The organism is Streptomyces sp. NPDC002588 (assembly GCF_040295925.1).
Classification (GTDB): Bacteria; Actinomycetota; Actinomycetes; order Streptomycetales; family Streptomycetaceae; genus Streptomyces.
This window is the reverse complement of sequence record NZ_JBEOWF010000042.1, coordinates 1-14,748: the sequence shown is the minus strand read 5'-3', so window position 1 is coordinate 14,748 and position 14,748 is coordinate 1. Positions and strand designations below refer to the sequence as shown.

Sequence of the window (14,748 nt, the reverse complement as noted above, 5' to 3'; positions counted from 1 at the left end):
CAGGGATGACCGGACCGTTGCGGGAGCGCGACGACACGCAGGCACTGCTCGCCGCGGAGGTGGAGCGGGCCCGCGCCGGCGCCGGCCGACTGGTCCTGCTGCGCGGGGCCACCGGCACCGGCCGCTCCGCCGTGCTGGAGGCCGCCGCGGCCCACGCGGCCGCCCGCGGCCTGCGCGTGCTGCGCGCCCGCTGCTCCCCGGAGGACTTCTCCGTACCCTTCTCCGCGGTCCTCCAGCTCCTCGGCCCCGTACCCGAGTTCACGGGAGAGGTGGCACCCGGCGAGGACGACCGCGGGAGCGCGGCCCGGCTGTGGCGGCTGCTGCGCTCGCAGACCACCGAGGGCCCGGTGCTGATGGCGGTCGACGACGTCGACCTCGCCGACGACGCCTCCCGCCGCTGGCTGCTGGAGGCGGCCCGCCGGGTCGACCGATTACCTCTCCTGATCGTCGCGACCGAGCGCAGCCAGTACGACATCGATGCCACCCCCGCAGGACTCACCCACGCCCTCAGCCCGTCCCTGATCCGCACCCACACGCTCGCCCCGCTCACCGACGACGCGGCGGCGGAGCTGGTCCGTGCCGCCTTCCCCACGGCCCGGCCGCGCTGGACGGCGGACTGCCTGCGCGCCGCCGCGGGCAGCCCCCTCCTGCTGCACGCCCTCCTCGACGACCTCGCAGGCGCCCCGCCCGCCCCGGCCGTACCGGAGGCGTGCGCCGCGCTGTACCCGGGCTCCTACCCGGCCGCCGTCACCTGGTGGCTGGACCGCGCCGGGCCCGCCACGACCGAGGTGGCGCGGACGCTCGCGGCACTGGAGCGGGCGGACGGAGCGGAAACCTACGACTCCCACTTCCGCCTCGCCCTGCTCCTCGCCGACGCCTGCGACGCCGACCCCACCCGGGTCTCCGGCTGGATCACCGCGATGACCCGGCTGGGCCTGCTGCGCACCGACGCCTCGGGCACCCCCCGCTACGCCCACCCCCTCCTGCGGGACGCCGTACTCGCCGGCTGGCCCGTCGCCCGCCGGCAGGACGCCTACCGCACGGTCGCCGAGGCGATGCTGCGACGGGGCGACGGGGCGGAGGCCGTGGCCCGGCAGCTGCTGCGCAGCACGCCGGTGGGCCTGCCCTGGGCGCTGCGCGTGCTGCGCGACGCGGTCACCGTCGCCGTGCGCGAGGCCCGCCCCGCCGACGCCGTCAACTATCTGCGCCGCGCCATCCAGGAACCCCTCCCCGACGACCTGCGCCAGCGGCTGCTGACCGAACTGGGCTCGCTCGAGTACGTCTGCGCCGACACCGGGGCCGGAATCCCCCGGTTCACCGAGGCGCTCGACCTGCCCGCCGCACCCCGCGACCGGGTCCGTACCGCCATCGCGCTCGGCACCGCGCTCGCCGGACGCGGCGAGGTCCGTACGGCGGTGGAGATGCTGAGCCGGCTGGAGTCGGGCCTCACCGACCAACCCGACCTGGCCCGCACCCTGCAGACCGCGTCCGCGCTGCTGTCCGACCAGGACCAGACCGTCCGCCAGGAGGCCTACCGCCGGCTCACCGAGACCGTCGAACTCTCCCCGGAACTGGTCGGCGCGTCCGGCCGCGCCCTGCTCGTGCGGTACGCGGCGACGGCCGGCGCCATCTCCGCCGAGGAGGCGATGCGCCGGCTGCGCACCCTGCTCGAGGAGCCCTCCGACCCGCTCGCCGAGCCCTTCCTGCTGGGCACGGCCGCGGCGGTCGCCCAGTGGGCCGACGAACTCGACGAGGCGCAGCGCCTGGTGGAGCGCGGCCTCGCCGGACAGCAGGCCTCGCTGCTGCACCCCATGAAGCAGGCCCTGCTGGACACCAGGTCCGACATCGCGGCAGCCCGAGGCCAGTACGAGACTCTCGTGGCCCAGCGCCCCGCGTCCCGGGGCGGCCCGTCGAACGCCGACGCGCACGCCCTGATCGCCCTGGTCGAGACGAGCCGCATCCAGGAGGCCCGCCGGCTCGCCGACGCGTTCGACCTGCGCGACACCCAGGACTCCTGGGAGCTGAACCGCTTCCTCTACGCGCGGGGAGTCCTCCGCTTCACCGAGGGCGACGTCCCCGGCGCCCTCCACGACTTCCTGGAGTGCGGCCGCCGCCAGTCGGCCCGCGCCGTCCTCAGCCCGGTCATCACCCCGTGGCGTACGGCGGCCGCGGAGTGCCGGCTCGCCCTGGGCAACCCCCGGGAGGCACTGACCCTGGCCGAGGAGGAACTACGGCTGGCCCGCGTCTGGAACACCCCGCGCACGATGGGCCGCGCCCTGCGCGTCCTGGGCCGGGCGGTCCGGGGCCGGCGCGGACTGGAGCTCGGCGCGGAGGCGGTGCGGATACTGCGGGACTCCCCGGCCCAGGAGGAGTTCGTCACCTCCCTCCTCGCCCATGGCTTCCAGCTGACCGTCACCGGCGAGCGGGGCCGGGGCCGCGACCACCTCCGGGAGGGCGCCGAACACGCCGAACGCATCGGCAGCACCCGCCTGCTGGCCTACGCCGACGAAGCCCTGCGCACCGCCGGCGCCCGCCGCACCACCCCCACCCGCACCGGCTCCACCGCCCTCACCGCCAGCGAACGCCGCATAGCGGAACTGGCCGCCGACGGCCGCACCAACATCGAGATAGCGGAACTGCTCCACGTGGCCCGCCGCACCGTGGAGACCCACCTGACCAGCGCCTACAAAAAGCTGGGCATCCGCAGAAGGGGGGAGCTGCGGGGGGTGCTGGAGGGGTGAGCGCCCCACCGGCCGCACCGGACCGGGACCGCGGTTCCGGCTCGCCCGGGAAGGCACGTTCGGCCCATTGCCCGGGACGACCGGAAGACTGCCTTCGCAGGTGCCCGTCGCCCCCTGTACCGAGGTGGGACGGACGGATATACAGGCCATTGCTCGCATGACGATTGGAGGGCGGGTTCGTGGCGGCTCGTCAAGAGGAAACCGAGAACCCCGGTGCAGGCCGGCCCACCCGAACCCGTCCGGCGGCACCGGCCGCACGGACCGGACTGCCCGCGCTGCAGCGCGACGCGGGCAACGACGCGGTGACCGGCTGGCTCCACAACCCCGGCCCCGCAGCGGGCCCGGCGGTCCTGGGCAGCGCGGGGATCGCCGCGCTGCAGCGCGGCGCCGGCAACGCCGCGGTGAACGCCGTCGTCCAGCGCTCCACCGGACCGACGGGCGACACCCCCACGGTGCAGCGGATGTACAGCGGCCGCAGCACCCGGGACTCCACCCGGCAGCAACGCAACCGCGACCGCACCGACCCTTCGGGACGCACCCGCAGCAGCCGCCAGCAGGGCGCCACCCGGCACGACCTGTCCTGGGCCAGGCGGCAGCCGGTGCCCACCCGGGGAGAGAACAACGAACGCCTGTGGGACGGTACGCGCGACCGCCTCAGCTTCTGGCCGCAGACCACCCAGAACGTCCTCGGCAGGGCCTACACGCGCAATGCGAGGAACGGGCACCAGCTGTTCCGATGCGCCAACTGCAGGCAGGAGGTCCACCAGCGCGCCGTGGCCGACCAGCTCGGGCTGGACAACTGGGTCGAGATCGATCACCGCACGGCGATCCTCGACTACGTGAACAGCAACGCCGACGGCGACACGTGGGCGCACGACCTCGGTCACGGCTGGTACCGGCAGGTCAGCGCCATCACCCACGACGAGGCCCAGGCTCTCTACAACGCCGAGTCGAACCTGCGCGCCTACTGCCAGCACTGCAACGGAGGCGCCCGCGCCGCCGCCAGCACCAGCCGCCACTTCGACCGGGTCGGCGCGAACTGGATGGGCGACCCGTTCCAGGACGAGGGCTCCGAGGACGAGGGCTAGGGGGCCGCTCACGGGTGATGTTCCCGGTGCGGTGAGGGAGCGAAGAGGGCGAAGAGGGAGCGAAGGGCTGGCGAAAACGAGGGGGTCGGGTTGCCGATGGGCACTACCGTCCCCGCCCATGACGACCGAGTCGACCTACCTCAACCAGACCCGGCTGGCCTACGACACCGTGGCCACCGACTACGCCAAGATCGTCGTGTCCCTCTTCGACGACGACCGCTACGGCCACGCGATGATGGGCGTGTTCGCCGAACTCACCCGGGGCTCCGAGGCCGGTCCCGTCGCCGACCTCGGCTGCGGACCGGGCCATGTGACGGCGTACCTGCACTCCCTGGGAGTCTCGGCCTTCGGAGTCGACCTCTCACCGGAGACGGTCGCGGTGGCCCGCGACAGGCACCCCGACCTCCGGTTCGAGGTGGGATCCATGACCGCCCTGGACCTGCCCGACGGCTCGCTCGGCGGCGTCGTCGCCTGGTACTCGACCGTCCACACCCCGCCCGAGGTACTGCCGACGCTGTTCGCGGAGTTCCACCGGGTGCTGGCCCCGGGCGGCCATCTGCTGACGGGCTTCAAGGCGGGCGACCGGATCCGCCACCTGGACCACGGCTACGGCCACGACATCTCCCTCGACGTCTACTGGGTGTCGCCCGAGCGGGTCGAAGAACAGCTGATTCGCGCCGGGTTCACCATGGACGCCCGCCTGATCCGCGAGCCCACCGACCAGGAGCGGCCCACCCAGGGCCAACAGGCCTACCTGCTGGCCAGGAAGCCGGTGTAGCGGGCCTTCCGGCGTTCACCCCTGCCGGACGACGCCGGAGCCGCGCGGCCGGCTGATCAGGGGGTGTAACGAGGGAGGTTGTCGGTGGAGATGGTCCAGTCCCCGATGGTGACGTCCTCGCCGTAGACGAAGTCCTTGCGGGTGGCGTAGCGGGGGCCGTCGGGGGTGAGGTGGATGTCGGTGAGAACGGCTCCGGTGCCGGTGCGGGGGTCGAAGATCGCGTAGACGGGGATGCCCATGAGGGGGTAGTCGCGCGTCTTGCTCACCCAGTCGTTGTCCGGGTTGGAGCGGGAGACGACTTCGACGGCGGCGATGAGTGTACGGGGATCGAAGCTGCCCGGGACCTCCATGTCCGTCATGGCGATCACCATGACGTCAGGGCGTCGCATGATGCCTTCGGGCTCGTTCTCCACGTCCGGTTCGCCCGTATGGGCCACGATCTCGTCCGGCATCAGCTTTTCGAGTCGTTTCCGCAGATGCAGGGTGGTCAGCTCGTGCGGACCAACGGGCGCCGTCATGTCGTGGACGATTCCTTCCTTGGTGACCTCGAACTTGCCGGGCAGGGTGTCGTCCATGGACTGAACGAAGTCCCGCATGGCCCGGTACCGGTGGGAGGCGCCTTGCTGCGCGTTGTCCGAGGCGATGGTCATGGCGCTCGCTCCTCGTCGTCTGTGCCCAGGGGCAAGGATCGTCACGTTCATGCTAGGCGGCCTTCGGGAATCGCGTGGGGGGGGCGGGTCCGGAGGGGGATCGGTGGCTTCCTCGGCTCCCCGAAGGCGTACTGCCCGAGGCGTCCGGCCTGCGGGCAGAGAACGGGACAGAGCGGTCTCAAGAGGTGGCGGCGAGGGGAGGGCGGCAGTCACGGCAGAGTCCTGGTGTCGGTGAGCGGAAGCCGCGGTCGCAGCCGTCGCAGTTTCGGACCGGGTGCTTGACCGGTGGTGGTGGTTCGGGTGTGCGGTACGGCGCGAGCGGTGGGAGCTGGGCCGTGAGGCGGTGGGCCAGAAAGGCCGCGGGGCGGTGCAGCGGCTCGTCGGGGAGGTTGGCGGTCAGGGCTTGGCGTACGGCGCCGGGGGTGAGGTCGCGTTCCAGCCAGGCGGCGACACCGGGCGCGAGGTGTTCGGCGTCGGTGGCGGAAAGGAGCAGGCGGGGGTCGTGGCGGCGGAGGGTGGCGAGGAGGTCCGTCGCCGTCCGGATGAGGGTGGGGGAGGGACACGACGGCTGCGGGACGGCGGGGAGGGCCTTGCGGGGCGGGGACGGGGGCCGCCTGCTGGGAGGGCGCTCGGCTGCGGGCCGACTCTGCTGCCCCGGGTGGTTGCAGGACACCGTGCGGGTGATGATGCGGCCGTCGGCGTTGCGCTTGCGCTCGCGGCGCAGGTAGCCATGCGTCTCCAGCTCGCGCAGCGCGGCGGCGATACGGGTCGTGCCCTCGGGGAAGCGGGCGGCGAGGGACTTGATGTCGACCCGGGCGCCGGGCGGAAGCGACTGGATGTGTGCGCCGAGGCCGATCGCGAGGAGACTCAGCTCTTCGTGCTGGGTGAGGTGGTTGCCGATCACCGTGAAGCGGGCGGTGTGGCGGGTGTTGTCGTGGGTGAGACCCCCGTGGGGGTGGTTTGTGCCCGAGAAGCGGGACTTGGCGTGCGGGTGCGCGCTAGGGTTTCGCGTATCCATCAGGAAGGTCCTGCTTCCTCGGTGGTCAGGCCCTCGCCTCGGGACGCTACTCCCGGCGAGGGCCGACGTATGTCTGGGGGTTGTCGCGCTGAGCGTAAGGCAGGCAATAGGACCCAAATCCAGCTGAGTTGGTGATTTTCACCCGCCAGGGTGAGACCGCTCCGCGGGAGGGAGGGGCGGGGCTTGGTGGGGTCCTTTCACCCGGGTTTTTGTTTTGGAATGACCGCCCCCGGCGCCGAAGCCCTGATTTTCGGGTTCCGGTGACAGTCGCACCTCCGCCCACACCGTCTTGCGCGGCCGCAGCCCCTCGAACACTCCCCAGCGGTCGGCCAGCGCGTCCACGAGGAGCAGGCCCCGGCCCGCCGGTCGCAGACACGGCAGACGATCACCGCGGGTGTCCGTGACCTCGATACGGAGGGTGTCCGCGATGACGTACAGGTCGAGCGCGAAGTCCCGTCCCGGGACGCGGCCGTGGGTGACGGCGTTGTTGGCCAGCTCGGCGACGATGTGCGCCGCCGGGTCCAGGGGCACGCCCCAGCTGCGGAGTTGCTCCGTGGCGAGGAGGCGTGCGAGGCGGGCGCCGCGGGGCGTGGGGGACAGACGGAGTTGGGGGAATTCTCGGATCACGTCACTCAGCGTGGCGGTCTGCGCCTACCGTGAACAGTGACAACGCGGTTGCGTACGGTCACTGTCCGCTCTTTGTCCGGGCGTGTCCGGGCTGTCGAGCACGGTACGAGGGAGGCGTGCGGGATGACGCAGGTCGACGTCAGGGTGGAAGTGGACGAGCCGGGCTGGGAGGTGGACCCGGACGACGAGTGGGGAGTCGCCGTCATCGCCACGGTGGGGCGGCAGTTGAAGCTGCGGCGCGAGGCGGTGGGGATGCGGGCCGCCGAGTTCGGCGTGGCGGTGGGCTACGGCGAGGACATGGTCTACAAGGTTGAGAGCGGGAAGAGGATCCCGCGCCCGGAGTTCCTCGACAGGGCGGACGAGGTGTTGGGGGCGGGCGGGTTGCTGGCGGCGATGAAGGAGGACGTGGAGAAGGTCCGGTACCCGAAGAAGGTGCGCGCCCTTGCGGACATGGAGGCGAAGGCGGTTGAGATCGGGGTGTATGAGTGCAACAACATCCACGGTCTCCTGCAAACACCTGCGCACGCACGCGCGTTGTTCGACGTCTGGCAACCGCCGTACTCGCCCTCCGAAGCGGACCGAATGCTCGCAGCTCGTATGGCGCGGCAGTCCGTCTACGGGCGTGAGCCTGCCCCGTCGCTCAGCTTCGTCCAGGAAGAGGCCACGCTGCGCCGCCAGGTAGGGGACACAATGGTGAGGCGACAGCAGTTCGAACGCTTGCTGGAGGTGGGCCAGTTGCGAAACGTCACGCTTCAGGTGATGCCGCTGGACAGCGGGCCCCACCCCGGACTGAGCGGCAGGATCGAGTTGCTGAAGTTCGTGGACGGTTCAGCGGTCGGACGTTCCGACGGCGCGTTCAACGGCCGTCGGATCAACGATCCAAAACACCTGCGCATCCTTGAACTGCGGTATGGCACCATCCGGGCGCAGGCTCTCCCTCCGAGGGAGTCGCTGGCCCTCATTGAGCATCTGCTGGGAGAGACATGACCCTGAACTGGTTCAAGAGCAGCTACAGCAGCGGCCCTGACGGAGACTCCTGCGTCGAAGTCGCCGTCGCCCCCACCACCATCCACATCCGTGACTCCAAGCTCCCTGACAGCCCCACCTTCCAGGTCGCCTCCGCCGCCTGGGCGGACTTCGTGGTGTACGCCGCTCAGTGAGGGGCTGATCCGAGGGCTTCCTCGATCAGGTCGGCCGCCGCCCTCGCCCCTCCCGCGCGGTCGAGTTCGGCGCGGAGGGCGGCGAGGCCCGCCCGGATGTCGGGGGACGAGGAGACCCGTAGGACCGCCTCGCGCAGCGTCTCGGGGGTGGCCGTGTCGCGGGGGACGTGGACGCCCAGGCGCAGGGCCTCGATCCGGGCGGCGTTCACGCGCTGCTCGGCCATCTGCGGGACCGCGACCATCGGGACGCCGTGGTGGACGGCCTCCATCGTGCTGCCCATTCCGGCGTGGGTGACGAAGGCGTTCGCGTGGGCCAGGACGGACAGTTGGGGCACGTGCGCGTGTACCTCGAAGGAGGCGGGCAGCGGGCCGAGTCGGTCCGGGGGGAGGTTCGGGCCCACCGACATCACCACGTGGTGGTCCAGGCCGGTGAACGCCTCTGCGCAGGCGCGGTAGAAGTCGGGGCGGCAGGTGAACTGGGAGCCGAGGGAGATGAGGAGGACGGGTGTGTCGGGGTGCGGGGGCCGCCAGGTGCCCTGGTAGGAGCGGTCGTGCAGGGTGGGGCCGACGTACGCGGCGCGGCGGGTCGCCACCGTCTCCGGGCGGCGCTGGAAGGCGCGGGGGAAGGCCGCGACGGCGTACTCGGGGTGCTCGATCTCGTGGATGCGGGCGGCGTCCGCGCCCCGGTCGGTGAGGGCGGCGACGAGGTCCGCATGGCCCGGGAGAGCGTCGAGGCGGGGGGCGCCGTCGAAGAACTCCGGAATCATGCCGTCGTAGCGCAGGTGTGTGGGGGAGAACAGGACGGTGGGGATCCGCCACTGCGTGCCGAGCAGCGGGCCCGCGAAGCCGTAGACGTCGTAGAGGATGAGATCCGGGCGGTCGCCGGCGTAGGCGCGGGTGAGTGCCGGGAGGGAGCCGAGGGAGGCGTGGACGGCGAGGGCGAAGCCCTCGGACAGGCGTTCCGGCGGCTCCGAGCCGTCTCCCGCCTCGACCGGATACAGGACCGGCTCCGCGCCCGCCGCCTTCACCTGGTGCACGAAGTCCTCGGTGATGGCGTACGTGACCCGGTGGCCCCGGCGCACGAGTTCCTCGACGACCCCGAGGGTCGGGTTGACGTGCCCGTGCATCGGCAGGTTGACGACGGCGATGTGAGCGGGGCGGGTGCCAGTCACGTTGCGTGATTCCTGTCCTGGGTGGGCCGTTGGGGCGGATGCCGGAGGTGGAGGGTTTGACCAACGACGTGCCGGGGGCGGGTGTGACCGTCAACCGCTGAAGCTCACTCCATCGGGGAGCCGGACGCCCTGTGCCGTTGACAGCGTGACCAGGGGTGGCCTCGGGCAGTTGGGCGTAGCACCTCAAGACAGGAGCAGTCTCATGCCCGGATCGCCTCTGCCCCTCATGGAGGAGGGCATGGCCCGCTGGCCGTTCGGCCCGCCCAACGCCGGGGTCGCCCTCGACTTCACGGGGACCCCGCCGACCCCGGCCGAACTGCGCGCCCTGGTCGACGCGCGCTGGGGCGCGCTGCCTCGGCTGGCGCAGCGTCTGGTGCGCGGGGCGCGGCGGCACGGGTGGGAGACCGTGGAGGACGGCGGGTCGCCCGCCCTGCGGGTGCGGTGTGAGGAGGTGACCCTGCGGGAGGCCGTACGGCGGTGGTTCCACACCCCCTTTCCGGAGGGGCTGCCGCCCTGGAACCTTCATCTGCTGCGGGGGTCGGCGGAGGGGGAGTTCTCCCTTCTGTTCCGGATGCACCACAGCCTGCTCGACGGGCGCTCGCTGACCACTTTGCTGCGGTCCCTGCTGGACGGTGTCCCTCCGGTGGACGTCGCGGCCTCGCTGGCCGAGCCGCGCGCGCTGCGGCGGGCGGTCGTCGGCGGGCCGGGGCTGCTGACGGCGGGGCTGGCGGTGCCGCTGCCGGGGAAGGGGGAGCGGGCGCCGGCGTACACGCTGCTGCGGCTGCCGTCCGAGCGGATGAGGGCGGCGCGCGAGGCGGCTCCCGGGCGGGCGACGACCACCAACGAGGTGTTCCTCGCGGCCGTTTCGGGTGTGCTGCGGTCCTGTCTGCTCGGCGGCGGCATGACGGGGGAGGACGGGCGTCGCCGGGTGTGGCTGTCCGTTCCCGTCGACCAACGGCCTTCTTCCCACGGCAACTTCCTCGGCAACGCCTTCACGAACGTCCGGGTGGCGGCCCCCGTGGCGCTGCCCGATCCGGCCGCCCGGCTGGCCGCCTGCACCGGACTGCTGACCGTCGAGACCCGGGCCCGCCGTACGGCGGAGCGGCTGGTCGAGGGGGTGTTCGGGGCTTTCCCCGGTGTGACGCAGTCGCTGGCCCGGGGGCGGCTTTTCGCGCCCGCGTACGCGCCGGCGGCCTGTAGCTACGTCCATCTCCGGGAGACCGGCCGCACTCTCGCCGGGCGGCCGCTGCGGCGGGTCGGTGTGGTCCCGATGGTGCCCCCGGAGGACACGGTGACCTTCGGTCTCGGCGGCTGCGCCCGAGGTCACACGCTGAGCGTGACGACCAACTCGGGCGCCGAGGACGCGGAACTCCTCGCCGAGGCGTTCCTGCATGAACTCGGGCTGCTGGCGGGCCTGTCCGCCGCGTCCGGGGGTTCCTGACGGGGACCGTCCGGCGACCTTTGTGCGTCCATGCACGTGAACAACAATCATGTACGTGACTATTGACGTGCTCGGACCAACACCTCTAGCTTCCCGGTGGAAAGCGCTTTCTGCATCCCCTCGGGAGCAATCTCCCTGATCCACCGCCGCGGCACCCGCACCCGCACGTTCTGGAGATGGAGACCAACGATGCGTCATCCGAGACACACCCTGGCGTGCACCGGCCTGCTGGCGGGCGCGCTCGTCGCGCTCACCGGCACGCCGGCCGCCCAGGCCGCGACCACCCGCTACGAGGCAGAGACCTCCCCGGCGGTCTGCACCGGCACCATCGACTCCGACTGGACCGGCTACTCCGGCAGCGGATTCTGCAACGGCACCAACGCGACCAGCGGATACGCCCAGTTCACGGTGAACGCGGCCACCGCCGGCACGGCGACCCTGAACGTCCGCTTCGCCAACGGCGCCACCACCGCCCGCCCGGCCTCGCTCGTCGTCAACGGCACGACCGTGCAGACGCCGTCCTTCGAGGCCACCGGCGCCTGGTCGACCTGGGTCACCAAGACCCTCACCGTCACGCTGAACGCGGGCAGCAACACCATCCGGCTGAACCCCACCACCGCGGACGGCCTGCCCAACGTCGACTACCTCGAGGCGACGACCACCGACGGCACCACACCCCCCGCGAGCGGCGCGATCTACGTCTCGCCGAGCGGAACCGACGGCGCGGCCGGCACCCAGTCCGCCCCGACCACCCTCACCTCGGCGATCAGCCGCGTCACCGCCGGCGGCACGATCTACCTGCGCGGAGGGACGTACGCCTACTCCTCGACGGTCACCGTCCCGCAGACCAGCAACGGCACCGCCGCCGCCCTGACCACGCTGTCCGCCTACCCCGGCGAGACACCCGTCCTCAACTTCTCCGCACAGAGCGAGAGTTCATCGAACCGGGGCCTGCAGCTCTACGGCTCCTACTGGCACGTCCAGGGCATCGTCGTCGAACACGCCGGGGACAACGGCATCTACGTCGGCGGCAGCGACAACGTCATCGAGCGCACCGTCACCCGCTACAACCACGACACCGGGCTCCAGCTCGGCCGGATCTCCTCCAGCACGCCCGCCGCGCAGTGGCCGTCCGACAACCTCATCGTCTCCGCCGAGTCGCACGACAACGCCGACTCCGACGGCGAGGACGCCGACGGCTTCGCCGCGAAGCTCACCACCGGCACCGGGAACGTCTTCCGGTACGCCGTCTCGCACAACAACATCGACGACGGCTGGGACCTCTACACCAAGACGGACACCGGTGCCATCGGCGCGGTGACCATCGAGGACTCGCTGTCCTACGGCAACGGCACGCTCTCCGACGGCACCGTGAACTCCAACGGCGACCGCAACGGCTACAAGCTCGGCGGCGACGACATCGCCGTGAACCACGTCGTCCGGCGGAGCATCGCGTACGGCAACGGCAAGCACGGGTTCACCTACAACAGCAACCCGGGCTCCATGGCCGTGTCGAACAACCTCAGCATCGACAACGCCACCCGCAACTACAGCTGGGACGCGGGGACTTCGGTGTTCCGCAACAACACGTCCTGCCGTTTCGGCGTCAGCGGATCCAACGACAAGACCGTCGGGGACGCCGACAGCACCAACCAGTTCTGGACCGGCACGAACGGCTCCCGGTGCGCCTCCTACTCCGGGGCACTGGCCTGGTCGTTCGCCTCGGACGGCAAGCTGGTGGTGACGCTGGGGGGCAGGCAGGTGACGCTGTAGCGGTACGGGCAGGCCCCGGCCGGCCGTCGATGCCGAGCGGTTCGACTCTCCACCCCGGTGCCCTGTCCCGGCCGGGACAGGGCACCAGGGTGGCTCTGCCGTCAGCGGGCGCTCGTGGTGCCGATGTCGACGATGTGGTCGTACCGCTCCAGCAGCACGAAAAGCCTGGTCTTCTGCGTCGTCCCTCCGCTGCCGAAGGTCAAGGTCACGACGACCTCATGGCCGTTGCCCACGGTGCCGTTGTCGGACACCGTCCACCGCGCCGGGACGTTCTGGGCACGCAGGATGCCGTCCGCCCCGTTCCTCTTCTCCCAGGCCGCCAGCCGCTTGGCGAAGGCGGGCGTCAGATAGTGCTTGCGGAGCGCCGTGGCCAGCTTGCCGTCCGGGTCCGAGTAATCGCCCTTCGCGTCGACGTACGCGCCGTAGAAGTCGGCGACCCGGGTCACCGCCTGGCCGGACGTGCCGCTGACCGGCTTCTGTGCGGCGACGGACACCTTCGCGGGGGCATGGACGGACGCCTGTGCCGACGCCTGTGCCGACACACCGAGTCCGACAGCCAGGACGAGGCCGGCAGCGACGGCCGCGCGGCGGCCCGGACGACGGTGTGCGGGGGACTTCTTGTTCATGTCGTTCATGTTGTTCATGTGCGTCTTCCTTTTCTGAACCGTATGTGGTTGCTCTCGGCCGGTTCCGGACATGCCCGCCCCACGGCCACGGTGAGCAGATCGCCTGACACCGCGACCGGCGTCGTGGGTGTGTGTGACGACGTATCAAGCGCGGTGGCCATGGAGGCAACCGTCAGCGCATGCGTCTCGGATGTCGCCCGGCGCCGGTCGGTCCCCAGAGCCGGGACGGCCGTGGTCGGTGCGACACCAGGAGCATCGGCGGTCACCGGAGGCCGGCGCAACGGCTGCCGCCCCTTTGGCGATGGTGGAACCATCCCAGCCCATCTGACGTGCAGGGATATGAGTGCCTGGGATACGGGGTCGTGGGCGTACGACGGAGGAACGGTGTCGATGCGCGACGACGTCGAGGAGTTCGCGGCGCTGCTGCGCCGGCTGAAGGACCGCACGGACCGGAGCTACGGCTCCCTGGCCCGCCGCCTCAACATGAACACCTCCACGCTGCACCGGTACTGCGCGGGCGAGGCGGTGCCGCAGGAATTCGCGCCCGTGGAGCGGCTTGCGGCCTTCTGCGAGGCGACACCGAAGGAGCGGCTCGAACTGCACCGGCTGTGGTTGTCGGCGGTGGAAGCTCGGCAGCGGGTGCCGGGGCCCGGTTCGGCGGCGACGGCAGTTCCAGCGCCGGACACCGACGGGGTACGGGTCGAGGAAGGCCGCTCCGCGGAGCAGCCCGGAAACGATCCCGACCCGGACGAGCCCGCCCCCTCTCCCGCTCCCCGCCCCTGGTACCGCCGCCGACGGGTCCTGACGGCCACCGCCGTCGCCTGCGCGCTGCTCGCTGTTCTGAGCAGTACGTCCGCCCTGTCCGACGACCATTCCTCGTCCGGCCCCCGGCAGCAGACTCCCGCCCCGTCCGCCACCGGCAGTGGTGCCACCCCGGCCGCGAAGCCGACCGCCGGCCTGCCCCTCGCCTGGAGTGTCGACTCCCTGGTCTGGGACAAGGGCTGCGACCACGACTACGTCATCGACAAGCCGCCCTCACAGGTGCCTCCGCCGCCGGTGGAGCAGAGCGCCGGGGCATGGGCGGCGACGCAGGGCGCGGTGCACGGGCGGCAGACGAGGGTGCAGATCTCGGTGCAGGGGCGGTCGTCCACGGCCGTGGTCCTGGAGGCGCTGCACGTCCGCGTCGTCAGCCGCGGCACCCCGGCCGCCGGGAACGCGTACGCCATGGACCAGGGCTGCGGCGGCGACTTCGCGCCCCGCCGCTTCACCGTGAACCTCGATGTCGACCGCCCCATCGCCCGCCCGAAGGACGGCGCCGAGGGCGAACACACCATCCCGGCCGTGCACTTCCCGTACCGCGTCTCCGCCGAGGACCCGGAGGTGCTGCTGGTCGACACGACGACACAGGCCTACGACGCCCGCTGGTACCTCGAACTCGACTGGTTTTCCCAGGGCCGCACCGGCACGATCCGCATCGACGACCACGGCCGCCCGTTTCACACCACCAGCATCAAGGGAATGCCGCACTACTGGTACGGCACCAACGACACGGGCGAGCGCGCCTGGGTCCCCTACGACAGCTAGGTGTTCTGTCCCGGGAGGTTGTGGACGGGTGAGGCAGATCTCGGCTGAGGGATCTTGAAATAGGTGAGGGCCTTCTGGCCTGGTGTGGAT

Annotated in this window: 13 protein-coding genes; 8 read left to right on the top strand and 5 right to left on the bottom strand. The window is 71.6% G+C overall.

Annotation, left to right across the window (positions count from 1 at the left end):
* Positions 1-5 precede the first annotated feature (5 nt).
* From ABT057_RS36910 to ABT057_RS36900, 3 genes are all read left to right on the top strand, one after another.
* Positions 6-2,741, top strand: coding sequence for an AAA family ATPase (locus tag ABT057_RS36910; protein ID WP_352348259.1), 2,736 nt, complete (start codon positions 6-8; stop codon positions 2,739-2,741).
* Positions 2,742-2,920: 179 nt separating this feature from the next.
* The gene (locus tag ABT057_RS36905) at positions 2,921-3,829 is read left to right on the top strand and encodes a hypothetical protein (protein ID WP_352348258.1); all 909 of its coding nucleotides are present in this window, start codon (positions 2,921-2,923) and stop codon (positions 3,827-3,829) included.
* Positions 3,830-3,947: 118 nt separating this feature from the next.
* Complete coding sequence (locus tag ABT057_RS36900; RefSeq protein WP_352348257.1) at positions 3,948-4,607, top strand: class I SAM-dependent methyltransferase; 660 nt, start codon at positions 3,948-3,950, stop codon at positions 4,605-4,607.
* Positions 4,608-4,663: 56 nt separating this feature from the next.
* Here the strand turns inward: ABT057_RS36900 and ABT057_RS36895 are convergent, their stop codons facing one another.
* From ABT057_RS36895 to ABT057_RS36885, 3 genes are all read right to left on the bottom strand, one after another.
* Positions 4,664-5,257 carry a Uma2 family endonuclease gene (locus ABT057_RS36895; protein ID WP_352348256.1) on the bottom strand — a complete coding sequence of 198 codons (594 nt, stop codon included), beginning with the start codon at positions 5,255-5,257 and terminating at the stop codon, positions 4,664-4,666.
* Between the two features lie 178 nt (positions 5,258-5,435).
* The gene (locus ABT057_RS36890; RefSeq protein ID WP_352348255.1) at positions 5,436-6,275 is read right to left on the bottom strand and encodes a helix-turn-helix domain-containing protein; all 840 of its coding nucleotides are present in this window, start codon (positions 6,273-6,275) and stop codon (positions 5,436-5,438) included.
* 138 nt (positions 6,276-6,413) lie between these two features.
* Entirely contained in the window at positions 6,414-6,902 is a 489-nt protein-coding gene (locus ABT057_RS36885; RefSeq protein WP_352348254.1) for an ATP-binding protein, read from the bottom strand.
* 123 nt (positions 6,903-7,025) lie between these two features.
* Between ABT057_RS36885 and ABT057_RS36880 the strand changes: the two genes are divergently transcribed.
* Entirely contained in the window at positions 7,026-7,889 is an 864-nt protein-coding gene (locus tag ABT057_RS36880; RefSeq protein WP_352348253.1) for a helix-turn-helix domain-containing protein, read from the top strand.
* Positions 7,886-8,062 carry a DUF397 domain-containing protein gene (locus ABT057_RS36875; RefSeq protein WP_352348252.1) on the top strand — a complete coding sequence of 59 codons (177 nt, stop codon included), beginning with the start codon at positions 7,886-7,888 and terminating at the stop codon, positions 8,060-8,062. The genes ABT057_RS36880 and ABT057_RS36875 overlap by 4 nt, the downstream gene beginning before the upstream one ends.
* On the opposite strand, the gene ABT057_RS36870 is transcribed toward ABT057_RS36875, so the two are convergent.
* Positions 8,056-9,234, bottom strand: coding sequence for a macrolide family glycosyltransferase (locus ABT057_RS36870; protein ID WP_352348251.1), 1,179 nt, complete (start codon positions 9,232-9,234; stop codon positions 8,056-8,058). The genes ABT057_RS36875 and ABT057_RS36870 overlap by 7 nt on opposite strands.
* A 202-nt stretch (positions 9,235-9,436) precedes the next feature.
* On the opposite strand from ABT057_RS36870, the gene ABT057_RS36865 reads away from it, so the two are divergent.
* Positions 9,437-10,675, top strand: coding sequence for a wax ester/triacylglycerol synthase domain-containing protein (locus ABT057_RS36865; protein ID WP_352348250.1), 1,239 nt, complete (start codon positions 9,437-9,439; stop codon positions 10,673-10,675).
* Between the two features lie 189 nt (positions 10,676-10,864).
* On the top strand, positions 10,865-12,448 hold the full coding sequence (locus ABT057_RS36860) for a right-handed parallel beta-helix repeat-containing protein (protein ID WP_352348249.1): 1,584 nt from the start codon (positions 10,865-10,867) through the stop codon (positions 12,446-12,448).
* Positions 12,449-12,549: 101 nt separating this feature from the next.
* Here ABT057_RS36860 and ABT057_RS36855 read toward each other — a convergent pair whose 3' ends face one another.
* A complete protein-coding gene (locus ABT057_RS36855) occupies positions 12,550-13,092 on the bottom strand; it encodes a hypothetical protein (protein WP_352348248.1) in 543 nt (180 codons plus the stop codon).
* A gap of 372 nt (positions 13,093-13,464) precedes the next feature.
* Here ABT057_RS36855 and ABT057_RS36850 point away from each other — a divergent pair, with 372 nt between their 5' ends.
* On the top strand, positions 13,465-14,658 hold the full coding sequence (locus ABT057_RS36850) for a helix-turn-helix domain-containing protein (protein WP_352348247.1): 1,194 nt from the start codon (positions 13,465-13,467) through the stop codon (positions 14,656-14,658).
* The last annotated feature ends 90 nt before the right edge of the window (positions 14,659-14,748 follow it).

Coding starts and splice junctions, on each gene's coding strand:
- ABT057_RS36910 (WP_352348259.1), top strand. CDS start 6: ATGACCGGACCGTTGCGGGAGCGCGACGACACGCAGGCACTGCTCGCC.
- ABT057_RS36900 (WP_352348257.1), top strand. CDS start 3,948: ATGACGACCGAGTCGACCTACCTCAACCAGACCCGGCTGGCCTACGAC.
- ABT057_RS36895 (WP_352348256.1), bottom strand. CDS start 5,257: ATGACCATCGCCTCGGACAACGCGCAGCAAGGCGCCTCCCACCGGTAC.
- ABT057_RS36890 (WP_352348255.1), bottom strand. CDS start 6,275: ATGGATACGCGAAACCCTAGCGCGCACCCGCACGCCAAGTCCCGCTTC.
- ABT057_RS36880 (WP_352348253.1), top strand. CDS start 7,026: ATGACGCAGGTCGACGTCAGGGTGGAAGTGGACGAGCCGGGCTGGGAG.
- ABT057_RS36875 (WP_352348252.1), top strand. CDS start 7,886: ATGACCCTGAACTGGTTCAAGAGCAGCTACAGCAGCGGCCCTGACGGA.
- ABT057_RS36865 (WP_352348250.1), top strand. CDS start 9,437: ATGCCCGGATCGCCTCTGCCCCTCATGGAGGAGGGCATGGCCCGCTGG.
- ABT057_RS36860 (WP_352348249.1), top strand. CDS start 10,865: ATGCGTCATCCGAGACACACCCTGGCGTGCACCGGCCTGCTGGCGGGC.
- ABT057_RS36855 (WP_352348248.1), bottom strand. CDS start 13,092: ATGAACAACATGAACGACATGAACAAGAAGTCCCCCGCACACCGTCGT.
- ABT057_RS36850 (WP_352348247.1), top strand. CDS start 13,465: ATGCGCGACGACGTCGAGGAGTTCGCGGCGCTGCTGCGCCGGCTGAAG.